The organism is Photorhabdus thracensis, from assembly GCF_001010285.1.
GTDB lineage: Bacteria > Pseudomonadota > Gammaproteobacteria > Enterobacterales > Enterobacteriaceae > Photorhabdus > Photorhabdus temperata.
In genome coordinates, this window is record NZ_CP011104.1 from 2470958 (window position 1) to 2483950 (window position 12993).

The 12993-nt window shown below is 42.9% G+C and carries 5 protein-coding genes and 2 pseudogenes; 4 read left to right on the forward strand and 3 right to left on the reverse strand.

The window, feature by feature from the left end:
- Nucleotides 1–221: 221 nt before the first annotated feature.
- Nucleotides 222–1193, forward strand: a complete 972-nt coding sequence (locus tag VY86_RS10700; protein ID WP_046974930.1) for an AAA family ATPase — start codon at nt 222–224, stop codon at nt 1191–1193.
- 21 nt (nt 1194–1214) lie between these two features.
- On the forward strand, nt 1215–3818 hold the full coding sequence (locus VY86_RS10705) for a S8 family peptidase (protein ID WP_046974931.1): 2604 nt from the start codon (nt 1215–1217) through the stop codon (nt 3816–3818).
- A gap of 103 nt (nt 3819–3921) precedes the next feature.
- On the opposite strand, the gene VY86_RS10710 is transcribed toward VY86_RS10705, so the two are convergent.
- Nucleotides 3922–6855 (reverse strand): type I restriction endonuclease subunit R, encoded by a 2934-nt coding sequence (locus VY86_RS10710; protein WP_202967594.1) that lies wholly within the window; start codon nt 6853–6855, stop codon nt 3922–3924.
- A 91-nt stretch (nt 6856–6946) separates the two neighbouring features.
- On the opposite strand from VY86_RS10710, the pseudogene VY86_RS10715 reads away from it, so the two are divergent.
- A pseudogene (locus VY86_RS10715) lies at nt 6947–7826 on the forward strand (IS982 family transposase).
- 143 nt (nt 7827–7969) lie between these two features.
- A pseudogene (locus VY86_RS10720) lies at nt 7970–8422 on the forward strand (IS982 family transposase); the annotation flags it as partial.
- A 653-nt stretch (nt 8423–9075) separates the two neighbouring features.
- Here the strand turns inward: VY86_RS10720 and VY86_RS10725 are convergent.
- Both VY86_RS10725 and VY86_RS10730 read right to left on the reverse strand, forming a co-directional pair.
- The gene (locus VY86_RS10725; RefSeq protein WP_162200372.1) at nt 9076–12003 is read right to left on the reverse strand and encodes a DEAD/DEAH box helicase; all 2928 of its coding nucleotides are present in this window, start codon (nt 12001–12003) and stop codon (nt 9076–9078) included.
- Between the two features lie 170 nt (nt 12004–12173).
- Nucleotides 12174–12935, reverse strand: a complete 762-nt coding sequence (locus tag VY86_RS10730) for an IS5 family transposase (RefSeq protein WP_046974709.1) — start codon at nt 12933–12935, stop codon at nt 12174–12176.
- Nucleotides 12936–12993 lie beyond the last annotated feature (58 nt).

Here is a 12993-nt window from a genome sequence, read left to right on the forward strand (position 1 = left end):
GCTATTGGTGGTGTTAAGACAAAACTGAAAGCCGGCCTATAAAAACAGCACGCACCCTATACAATTGTTGAGGAGCCCTGTCCTCAGGGCGCGGGTTGTTAGAAAGGCTCTGATACTGACACCGGCAAAGTGACTCTTGGATATCTCCATCAATCCAGATATGTGTTTGCTGTGTGTCTTTGGCTTGATAAACTACACTCAGTAGTAACATGAGGTAAGAAATGGCCAGAGCCGACTTAGTGCTAAGTTTAGTTGAAACTGGAATGAAGGGTGACCTTCCGCGTTTCAAAATAACTGCAGAAGCAATCGCTGCGGAAGCTACAGCACGCCATCAATATCAGCTTGCCGATAAGCTGAAAAATATACTTACCAGTACAGGCTCTGGTGAGGTGCGCCGTTATACCTACGATAATGATCTTCAGAATGCTTTTTATGAAATTCAGCCGCGTAAGATTCTGAGTGATTTGATCATTCCTGAAACTATTACAACGCAGTTTATGGAGCTCATAGAAGAGCATGCGCGTCGCGATCTACTACGCTCGTATAACCTCGAACCACGTCATAAACTGTTGCTATCTGGACCACCAGGGAACGGCAAAACTTCAATCGCTGAAGCGCTTGCTAATCATCTCTCACTACCTTTCTTCACGGTTAAATATGAAGGAATAATTAACCGTTATCTTGGAGAGACGGCGCAGCAAATAGACAAGCTATTTGAATTTGTTAAAACGCAGCGCTGCGTTCTTTTCTTTGATGAATTTGACGCCATAGGTAAAGAGCGCGAAGATGCAAATGACAATGGTGAAATGAAGCGAGTAGTGAACTCTCTGCTTAAACAGATTGATCTGTTACCCAGTCATGTTGTGGTTGTAGGAGCTACTAATCATGAATCCATGCTCGATAAGGCCATCTGGCGTAGGTTCCAGTTACAAATAAATGTACCTGCTCCAACACAGAGTATGGCGACGAAATGGTTTGAGGAGTTTGAGAAGCGCGTAGGCCATTCTCTCGGTTTCGCTCCTTCTACACTTGCAAAAAAGCTGTCTGGCCTTAGCTTTGCCGAACTTGAAGAATTTGCTCTCGATGTGCAACGTAAATATATTCTTGGCCTTCCTGCAAGCGAAAAAAAACTGAAAGATATTTCCGCTCGATGCCTTAAGTACTGGTCGGAAAGATATCGGCAAGAAAACTAATTCACAAATAAGGAACGTGAAATGGCGCAGAACCCTCTCCTAATATTCACCCCGCCGAAACAAATCAAAGAGAGGGACGGTTTACCGCCCAATCGTTCATCGATTCACTTCCCAAATATAGATATCCAGGCTACACGCGTATTTCCAAAGGTCGAAAGGCTTCAACGTAATTTCGCAGAGTACATCGAGCTTGCTGAGACTGCTGACGGTTTTCTTCCTGAAAAAGTGCTTGTGCTAGAGGTCGTCGGTGAAATAGAAGGACTCGCCACCGCACTTGCCCGAGTTAAAGGTTTTGAATATCTTTCGTCCGCATTACTCGAAAAATCCTTTGATAGTGAAGATTATTACACCTTAAGCAATGGAACCCGTAGATCGGCCACTAGAAATGCTTATTTAACAATGAGCAATCAAGCTGGACTTAGCCGCCTATTAACACTATGGCGTGAATATCAGAAAAACAAGAAAGTAGATTGGGGATATGGTGCGCTGAAAGATGTATTCGATCGGCTTACTGATATTCGTTTCTGGGATACCAGAGACAGGCTGGCTGCTACCTTCATCTTGGAGGATTGGCAGGGACGTGTTGAGGATGCAGCAGCGGGTTATGATGATTCCGTACCGTTCGAAATTGAGCTCTGGTATCGATCATCTCCTGAGGCGCAATCTAAAGCGGAATCTCGCATAAGAGGATTAATATCCCGCGCAGGTGGCAGCATTACAGGGGGATGTAATTATAAGGCTATCAGCTATCATGCACTTATAGGTAACCTTCCTGTCAGTAAAGTTAAAGAGGTCCTTGCACTGGGTGGTGACATTCTGGAGCTGATGCGTTGTGATGATGTAATGTTTTTTAGACCACTGGGCCAGTGTGCTTTTCCTGTCATCGAAGAAAATTATGACGCTGGAGCTGAGCTATTGGCACTGGATGAGCAGAACCTTCCAGACTCCTATGTTAGTCCTATTGTCGCTTTACTAGATGGCCTACCACTTGAGAATCATGCGGCTCTTAGAGGCAGGCTTGAAATTGATGATCCGGATGATTTCGAATCCCTTTACACTTCCCCGTCCCATCAGAATCATGGTACGTCAATGGCATCACTGATCGTGCATGGCGATCTTTCGAATCCGGTTGAGCCACCTCTATCCAAGCGCGTATACGTTAGACCAATTATGATTCCCGGTAGCATCAGCTTTGATGGTAGCGTTAGAGAGCAAATTCCTACCCAATTTATTCCTGCAGACCTAATCCATCGTGCCGTTGTCAGAATGAAAAAAGGCGAAAATGGTCTACCGCCCACTGCTCCTGATGTCTCAATTATTAATCTATCTATAGGTGATCCTTGCCGTATGTACGACGCCCAGATGAGTCCATGGGCACGAATGCTGGACTGGTTATCTATTGAGTATCAAGTGCTGTTTGTTGTTAGCGCAGGAAACTCATGTATGCCTTTGATTCTGGATAATGTTGTTGGTGATGATTTTGCCGCTCTTACTTCCCAAGAGTTAGAGGAAAATGCCCTGAAAGCTATTGCTGCACAACGTCCGCTGCGCCGTCTACTTTCACCTGCTGAATCAATTAACGCACTGACAGTAGGTGCAGCCCATCAGGATGGTTTTACCGGTAATATTCCACCAAGACATGTTGATGTGTTCTCAACCCAGGGAATGTTTTCACCGATTAATACTATCGCATTAGGAAGACGAAAGTCGGTTAAGCCAGAGATTCATATGCCTGGAGGACGTCAAACCTACGTGAACAAGACGACCACAGCACGCGATCTGGTCAGACTTGATATCTCAAAAGCAGTACGTTTTGGACCGGGGTTGAAATCGGCTATGCCAGGAGGTGAGGGTGGACTCAATCAGTATGGCTTCACTGCTGGCACGAGTAACGCAGCAGCACTCGCGACCCGAAGACTCGCGATATTGCATGACATGCTTCAGGAAATGAAAGCATTTGGCTATCAGCAGGCGCTTTCAAAAGCATCAGATGCCCTCATTTTGAAAGCAATGTTGATCCACGGCGCTGAACACAATATCCTTTCAAGGAAACTAATTAGCCGCCATCTGGATGTTAACGGTAGTAGAACGTTCAAATCCGATCTCAATCAGTATCTAGGGTTTGGCCAGGTAAACGAAAGCCGAATTCACTTCTGTGCAGACAATCAGGCAACACTGATTTATTCCAATGTCATTGAAGCCGAGACTGCCCAAGATTATTTTTTCCCGCTTCCACCAAGTCTTGCTGCAAAGACCGTTAATCGTCGTTTGATAGTTACTGTAGCGTGGTTCTCGCCAGTCAATCACGGGCATAAGGATTATCGTGGTGCTCAACTCTGGGCGAGCCCGGCATATGGTGATATTAATCTTGAAGAATTTGATTATTACCCTTCGCATTTGAAAAATGGCACTGTGTTTCACGATGTTCGTAAAGGAAATCGTGCTTCAGCATTTACCAAGGGAGACCATCTGGCTATCAGAATTAATTGTAACGGACGAGCGGGCATAAAAAAGCTTAAGGTTCCCTATGTGGTCATTGCCACATTAGATACTCCAGGAACAGCGTTACCAGTTTATGAAGAAGTGCGAGAGGAGCTACGTATTATGGCGAAACAGAATGCTTGATGATCTTTAATGCCATATATAAGCACTCCTTCGCAAGTTCGAGAAGGAGTGCTTATTATCTTGCCAATATTTTATCAATAAAAAACATTCTTGTGGAATTGGGTTAAATCGAGCCTCTGGCTCTACCAGGTTCCCCCACAGACCAACTAGATGACAGAGCTTCGGCCTGCTGCAAAACTGTTTGCACCGCTATGTCCTGAAGGTCAGGTGGATATCCATACTTACGTAGGATACGCTTTACCAGTACTCTCATGCGCGCACGAGCTGAGTCACGACGAGCCCAGTCAACCGATATATTTTCTCGTAGGCTCATAAGCAGTTCGTGAACGATGATTCTAAGTTTTTCATCGCCCATTACTTGTACAGCATTATCATTTTCAGCCAGTGCGTCGTAGAAGGCGATTTCTTCATCAGACAATCCAGATTTTTCGCCTCTTTGACGGGCGGCACGGATATCTTTTGCGAGTCGGATCAGTTCTTGCAGTACTTCAGCCGTAGTGATGGCATTAGCATGATAGCGAGCAACAGCTTCTTCTAAGCGTTCAGAGAAGGCCTTGGTTTGTACCACATTCGCTTTGCTACGTGAGCGAATCCCATCATTAAGCAGCTTGCGCAAAGCTTCCAGGGCAAGATTTTTTTTCTCCATCTGCTGAACTTCAGCCAGGAACTCATCTGAGAGGATAGAGATATCTGGGCTTTTAATGCCCACGGCCCCCAAAATATCTACAATCTCAGTCGAAATTACTGCGCGGCTAACAATCTGCTGAATAGCCAATTCTCGTTCTTGTTGCGTTACACCGGAACCGGTACTGCTTTTGACCAATGCGGTGTGAATCGCCTGGAAAAAACCAACTTCTTCTCGAATTTCACGAGCTTCGTCGGAGGCTGAGGCCAAAGCGAAGGCTTTGGATAGCGCCAACACCGCATCCTGATAACGGCGGTGAGCGTTCCTTTTACCTTCTTTGGAATTCTCTTTTGCTGCTAGATTCTGCTGTAAATTGAGAATCCACTCGATAGCTCCAGCCATCATTGCTAATCGTTGCTGCGGTGTTCCGGACATGGCAGATTCGTAGTCGAAACCATGGTACATGTCACGTACGATTTCGTACTTCTCTACCATTACAGCTATTGCCTGTGCTTCGTCAACGCCGGTATTTTCTTGGTCGTGCTGTGAATATTGTTGCAGGGCTGATTTTAGATTTTGCGCAATACCAATGTAATCCACGATAAGCCCAGCAGGCTTATCACGAAATACTCGGTTTACGCGTGCTATGGCCTGCATCAGACCGTGCCCTTTCATCGGCTTATCCACATACATCGTATGCATACAGGGGGCGTCGAAACCTGTGAGCCACATATCACGAACGATAACTAGCTTTAGTGGGTCTTGTGGATCGCGGGCACGCTTAGCAAGTAAATCTCGGCGTGTTTTATTGCCGATGTGTTGCTGCCAATCATGTGGGTCGCTCGCAGCGCCTGTCATGACTATCTTCACACTGCCTGCATTATCATCCATACTGTGCCAATCGGGACGTAGCTTAATAATCTCGTCGTACAAAGCGACACATATACGGCGGCTCATGCAAACTACCATCGCTTTTCCTTCCAGAGCAGCGACACGGTCTTCGAAATGCGTAACCATATCCTGCGCAACAAGAGCAAGGCGTTTATTACTGCCTACCAGCGCTTCGACAGTTGACCATTTTTGCTTGAAACGCTCTTGATCAATTTCGGAATCATCCTCGGTCAGTTCATTAACCTCGGTATCAATATTTGGCTTTTCATCTTCGTTAAGCTCAATACGAGCCAGTCGTGACTCGTAGTAAATAGGGACGGTGGCACCGTCTTCTACTGCCCGACTGATGTCATAAACATCAATATAATGACCAAACACTGCAGGAGTATTTATGTCATCTGCCTCGATAGGTGTACCTGTAAAGCCAATAAAAGATGCATTGGGCAATGCATCCCGCATATATTTAGCGAAGCCATAAGAGATTTCACCGGTCTTAGTATCGACTTTAGCTCTAAAGCCATACTGACTGCGGTGAGCCTCATCGGCTATAACCACCACATTACGCCGTGTAGTGAGCGGTTCAGCGACCTCACCAAATTTTTGCAAGGTAGTGAAAATCACACCTTCCGATGCGCGATTTAAAACTTTTTGTAAGTCTTCGCGGCTTTCTGCTTGAACTGGGGTTTGCCGGATGAGGTCACGGCACATTGAAAAGGTAGCAAACAACTGATCGTCTAAGTCATTTCTATCCGTCAGCACTATCAACGTTGGGCTTGCCATTGCAGGGTGCTTTACCAACTGTCCAGCATAGAAGGCCATTAACAGACTTTTTCCAGAGCCCTGCGTATGCCATATAACGCCAGCACGTTTATCGCCTTGGGACTGTGAATTAACCGAGCGTTGACCATACGTTGCGGGATCTTCTGCTGCGCCTTCAACAGAGGCCCGAATAGTAGATGCAACAGCGCGGTTTACTGCATGAAATTGATGATAACCGGCGATGATTTTTGCAAGCCCTGAGCCTGTTTCACCGAATACCGTGAAGTAATATAAAAGCTCAAGCAGTCGCTTATGTTCAAATACACCCTCTATTAAGGTGGCAAGTTCTGGTGAACCTTTTGGAGCAACATTCTTGCCATCAGTTGTCCGCCATGGCATAAACCGTTCAAGATTGGCAGATAGCGATCCCACTCGCGCAGTGACACCGTCAGATGCGACTAACAATGCATTAGTGTTAAACAACCCAGGAATTTGATTTTTATAGGTTTGAAGTTGGTTAAATGCACCAAGTAAATTAGCTGTAGAGCTACCCGGGGCTTTTAACTCAATTACGGCGAGTGGTAAGCCATTAACGAATACAACTACATCAGGCCGCCGTTTGTAATTACCAGTAATAACTACGAATTGATTAACCGCCAACCAGTCATTATGCTCGGGTAACTCTACATCAATGAGCTTGACCTTACCGGCAGTCAATGTTCCGTCGTCTGCGTAATACTCAACATCCACACCTTCTGTCATTAACCTGAGGTTTGCTTAAGAAGGGAACTTAGTGCCTGAGGCACGATCAAAGTTTTTGCTAGATAAAACAAAATCGTGGAGATCCTCAGGCATGTCTAATTTAGAAGAACTTTACTGCTGCGTCGATGACTTTTGCCAAAAATTTATTCCTCTCTGGCATCAACAGTTAATTGAAAATGGCTTGCTCAAACGTCGTCGCGAAGCTTCCCTTTCTCTCAGTGAAGTCATGACGATACTCATTTTATTCCACATGAGCCATTATCGTGATTTTAAAACGTTTTATATTCAGCATGTTAAACACTATCTTCAGGCCGATTTTCCCCGGTTGGTCAGCTACACCCGGATGTTAACCTTGAAGCAAAGGGCGCTTATTCCTCTCTGTGCTTTTCTTTCGTCACGCAAGGCTGAAACCCAGGGGATCGCTTTTATTGATTCAACCAAAATTGCCGTTTGCCACAATCTCCGTATTCCCCGTCATCGCGTATTTCAGGGCGTCGCACAGCGAGGGAAAACCAGTACCGGCTGGTTCTATGGCTTTAAACTTCATCGGGTTATCAATGATTGTGGTGAACTTTTGGCGGTTAAGTTGACCTCGGGCAATAAAGATGATCGTCATCCCGTCAAAGCACTGGTACAAGGGTTAACAGGGTGTTGGCGATAAAGGGTATTTGTCACAGGTCTTGTGTGATGAACTGGAAGCAGAAGGAATAACGTTAATCACTCATGTCCGTAGTAACATGAAGGCAAAAGCGTTATCTCTCTGGGATAAGCTGATGTTAAGAAGGCGATTTTTGATAGAAACGGTCGTGGATCAGCTCAAAAATATTTCTCAGATAGCGCATTCAAGACACCGCAGTCAGCTCGGTTTTTTATTGGAAATTGTCGCTGGCTTAATTGCTTATACATTCCAACCTAAAAAACCGAGCTTGAATTTACGGGATTGTGATATCGCTATTTTTAAACGAAGCTGAGGTTAGTTACATACCGATGACGGATGATAAGGAAACAGGGTGCGGATGACATCATGGCGCGAGCAAATAAGCCCTTTATGACGCCGGATATATGGTCGCAAACCGTATCAATTTAGTGCTTGCATAATCGGGGCGTCCATATATGGTTTTATGGTTTCAAATTACACTTGGTTGTCAATCACTAGGGTGAAATTCTGGCGCTTAAAATCACTGCTGGTAATGTGGATGAGCGGGAACCTGTTCGCGAATTAACAACAGAATTAACGGGTTTGCTTTACGGCGATAAAGGTTATCTCAGTCAGGAACTGGCAGACGATTTAGGCAAAACCGGCGTCACTTTCGTCACCCAAAAGCGCCGAAATATGAAAGCACAGCGGCTGGCTGAGTGGGATAAAATAATGTTATCAAGGCGTTTCATCATCGAAACGATTCATGGGCAATTAAAAACCGTTTCTCAAATAGAGCATTCTCGCCATCGAAGTATAAAAGGATTTATGTTGACCGTTTTAGGCGGTTTGATTGCTTATTGCCTTAAATGGCAGAAGCCATCACTGAAAGTTTTCTATTCGGAAGACGATTTTTCAGTGACGGCTTAAACAGAATTCAGGTTAATTACTTTAAGTCTATGACAAAAGGATGTGTAGTTATGGGAAGTGATGAGTTTAAACAATGGGATACAATTGTAGATGCTAACGGTAATTTTAAAGATAATTCTGTGTTGTAGAGTTATTTTTTAAAGATATTAAATAGTTTTTTTGTTACGATATTCGTAGTATCCAAATGAATACTCGTCGGCAACATCATGATATTTTTAGTCAATATCTTAAAGATGTTTGCTTACTCAGGAGGCTATTTATTACTGGCGAGAAGTAGTCGAAGTCGGTACTCGAGTGGGTGAAGTGTGCTGTAAAAGAGGAAATTTAGGGGGCCATTTTTTAATTGAAAGAAAAAATTTGGCTATATGTCCCAGAAATTATTGACCTTGTGAATAATTTAAATTACAGACTCTATTCGGTAAAACGACTCTATTTAAAGTTGTCCACAATGAAAATAGAGTCGTTTTTTAAATGAAGATTAAAATTCACTAAAAATATGTTATTTTCACGTGATTATTTGAATAGAGATATTCTTCATTTAAAGAACTTAGGCGTTTTTTCTGTACAGGAAAAAAACCTTTTGCTAATAATTCTTTTAATTTATCCATGATTTCTTCTCCGTATATTCCTATATTTTAGGGAGTAATCTTAAATTAGTCTTGATAGTAGTTCATATTGTCGCTGTGGCTACTGCTTTTTGTTCTCAATTCTGACGCTACCATATTAAAGTAGGGTTTATCCTGCCAGACGTTAATGTCACCAATAATATAAATATTTTTACGGGCACGAGTGAGAGCAACATTCAGTAAATTAGGTTTACTTGCAGCCCACACTGCGCCACCAGCATTTTGAATATCACATCCAAGGACAAATATTACGGTATGGTTCTCTTTCCCCTGAAAGGTATGTACGGTTCCTATATTTTGACTAATCCATTTAGAGAATTGTTTCTTTTTATCCTCCCTTTCAAGATATTGATAAAAATAATCTTTATGGGACGATAGTTCTTTACTTAGCTGCTGTTTAACCGCTTTGAATGGCGAAATAATATAAATCTGAGAAAGATTTTTTTCTTTTTCTACTAATGTAGTTAATAGCGTTAAGACTTCTTGAGCCAATGATGGTTTGTACTGTTTTACAGTACAGCTCCCACCAGAGTGAATCCAACGATTATTGCCTAATATAGGATGAGGTTGTGGTTCGATTTTACTTGCCGATTCACCGTGAATCATGCGGTTATCGTAGGCGATTTTGTTTGCCAGGCTAAACATAGGCTCAATACAGCGGCGATGAACCCATAAAGGAATTCCAATCCAAGCTGTTTTATCCATGATTGGAAGTTCACAACCGTAACGATTTGCTCTGTCAGCAATAGTTTGCACTGACCATTTATTAGGGCTCCATTCTTCAGAGTCTTTTTTTAGTAAGGTATTACTGATGTATTCAACTAACTTGGGAGGAGTTGTAAAAACAGGTTCTACTTGTAAAGGATCTCCAACCACGATAGCCCTTTTACTACGCCATAAACCTCCCACCGCAGCTTGAGGTATAGCTTGTCCTGCTTCGTCAATCAGTAACCAACCAAGCTCTTCACTTCCTAAGCTTCTAAACATCGAACCTAAGGAGGCAAAAGTTGTTGATACTACAGGCACTATCATAAATAGCAGCTGCCATATTTTTTTATCGTTAGGATCAGTCTTTCCATCAAGCATCTCTGGCAATTTAAAAACTTTTTTGCGGAATATTTCATGCTTTAGTACTTCTAAAAGCCAAGCTTGGTGTAAGTCGAGTGCAGCGATAAAAAGCTGTGAGCGGAGATGGTTTATCGTTGGATCTTGCCAGTAGGCATTTCTTTGTAGCTCACTATCATTAATGTATTTTTCAGTGCTCGGAAGCTTCATCTCAGGATGTTCATTACAGAAACGAGCAAGTTTCTGCTGTTTAAGTGTATATGCGTCGTGTTTTTCCTGTAGTAACTGTTCTGCTTCTCGCTGCTTTTGTAACAATAACGGTTGCTGTTGAGTACAGGTATTAATTTCTTTGAGTAAATCTATACGTTGTTGCTTTAATGTCCGTTGTTGAAGATTAACGGTGCTGACATGCTTCTGATAGCTAGAATAGAGGGAGGGCCTAAAAATTCGGGTAAAAATATTAGGCTTATTGCGCTTCAGTTCTACTGCTTGTAAGTCTTTAATTTCTATCTCGCTTTCTAATACTTCCAGATGATGGTTTTGTTGTGCCAATCTCTGTTGGAGATTAGTGTAATCAGAAGATGCTTTGTCTCTGGCTTGCTTAAATGTCAGTAACCAGGTCTCAAGATTATTCTTTTTAAGAAATAAGGCTATTTCATTGGCTGACTGACAACTTGTTATAAGCTGTTCTAGATTTTCCAGTATTTGATTAAAACGTTTTTTAGCGTCAGAGAAACTCTCTCTGGTTTGAAGTTCTCGCCAACGCCAGAAGTTCAAAAAATCTTTTGATTCCAGGCGATTAGCTTCTTCTTGGCTATATTTTTCGTAGTATTTATCGAAGAAGAAGCGTTGTTTGAATTTTATCCTGTTTTTTTTGCGTCCAAGCACGGCAGAAATAGTTCCCCAGCAACGTTCCTCAAGGGATGTTATTGGCTGTAGTTTTCCTTTACGACTTTCGGCATTCAACTGATTGGCAACGGATTTAAGATAATTCGCCATTTGGTAAGGTTGGCCAAGAGCTTTCAGCTGTGGGAGCTCACGGGAAATATTTTCGGCAGCAGCGTTATTTGAAGAAGCAACGACCATTTCAAAACCTGTTAGATCAGTACACAGATATCCTTCTTTATTCAGTGCATCCTTAGCTTGAGAGAATCTAGCGAGGACTCTGGCCCGTTCAACAAGGTTATAAGCAATAATATCACGTAGCAAAGTTGTCTTACCTGTTCCTGGAGGGCCATTTACGGACAATAAGCCGCTGGTGGTGAGCTCCATCACTGCCGTGTTTATGGCAAATTGCTGCATTAAGGACATATTATGTGTTGGTTCTGAGGGCCAGCGTCCTAATGGGGTATGGCATGGAGCCAAGTGGTTGATGATAAGTTTTAGTCCTCGTTGGCTATAAAGATCAGCGTGTTTTTGATTTGTTGCGGTGAGGTAACTAATAAGAGAACGGCTCGTTGTTCCTGTTGAGAATGTGCGTATTGCTTTTTCTATATCGTTTATATAGAAGCTGTTTAGAATAGGCATAATACGTTCATCAGCCACAGCCTCATCACTTTCATCATCATCGGTTTCTTCATTTAGAGACGAATGGGCGATTTTCTTTATGCTATTTTGATTATCTTCCAGTTTATCGTGTGATTCTTTTTTATCTTTAAGTTCTTTCCAATCAAGAATAAATGCCCACTCTATATTTTCTGGATAGAACTGAGCCCATTGGCAAAGAGTTTCTCGCAGCTTAATAATCCCTTCAGAAGATAGTGTTTTTACATCTCGCTTTTCAGGATGATAGGGAAGGAGATTTTCTATACGTTTTAGTTGTTCAGCTAGAAGGATACAGCGTTGATCGTAGGCTTGCAGAGATAGAGAGGCCGCAGTTCCAGACTGCAAATGACCCAGTGCCCAGGGTAGAGTACTCAACGACATCTTACTGAAATTAGGGGAACCATACTTGTCTATCGTCAATTTTGCGAAGCAAGTTTCTCCTTCGAGATCCAACCGTTGTTCTAGCTCTAATTTTTCTATTTCACTAGGGGCTGTTGACGTTTTGAGTTCATCATTTATTCAGCCCACATTGGCAACCAGACTATAATAAATGCCAGTGCCAACATGCTGGCGTAATTCCGTTCAAGTTTGTCGTATCTTGTTGCTATCGCACGAAAATGTTTGATTCTGGCAAAGGCATTTTCCACCAAATGTCGGTAACGATATAAACATTTGTCAATTTTTTGACCTAATTTTCGGCTATTTTTGCGATAAGGGATCACCGGAACTGACTTTTGCTCTTCGATAACACTTCTCAAACCCTGACTGTCATATCCCTTATCAGCAATGACAAAATCAGATAAAGGTGACTGAGATACAAGACTTTCCGCATGAACAATATCATTGACCTGACCACCAGACAGTTCGAAATGGACAGGTAAACCGTAACTGTCTACAGCCAAATGGATTTTGGTTGAACGTCCTCCACGACTTTGACCAATCGCTTCATCCGCTTCAGAAGTCGCTCCGGCACTATGCTGATGGGCTCGAACAATACTCCCGTCAATGAACAACCACTCTGAATCAGAATATCTAGATAGCCAATTGAACATTAAATACAAAACACCCTTTTTTGACCAAGCGTTAAAACGTTGAAAGACGCTATTCCATTTTCCGAATTCGGAAGGCAGGTCGCGCCACGGAATGCCTGTTCTCATACGATAAAGAATGCCTTCCAGCGCCTGACGATGTTTTGTTTTGTGGTAAATAAATCCAGTATGGTGCATGAATGCAGATAGCTTATTCCATTGTGTATCTGTTAACATAGTTCGCAGCATGATGGTGAGGTCTGGTTATTTTTTGGCGAAAACGATTATACCAAATCATCATGCTGTT

Excerpts from the sequence above, each read along its gene's own strand:
- VY86_RS10700 (WP_046974930.1), top strand. The coding sequence starts at position 222 with ATGGCCAGAGCCGACTTAGTGCTAAGTTTAGTTGAAACTGGAATGAAG.
- VY86_RS10710 (WP_202967594.1), bottom strand. The coding sequence starts at position 6,855 with ATGACAGAAGGTGTGGATGTTGAGTATTACGCAGACGACGGAACATTG.
- VY86_RS10730 (WP_046974709.1), bottom strand. The coding sequence starts at position 12,935 with ATGCTGCGAACTATGTTAACAGATACACAATGGAATAAGCTATCTGCA.
- VY86_RS10705 (WP_046974931.1), top strand. The coding sequence starts at position 1,215 with ATGGCGCAGAACCCTCTCCTAATATTCACCCCGCCGAAACAAATCAAA.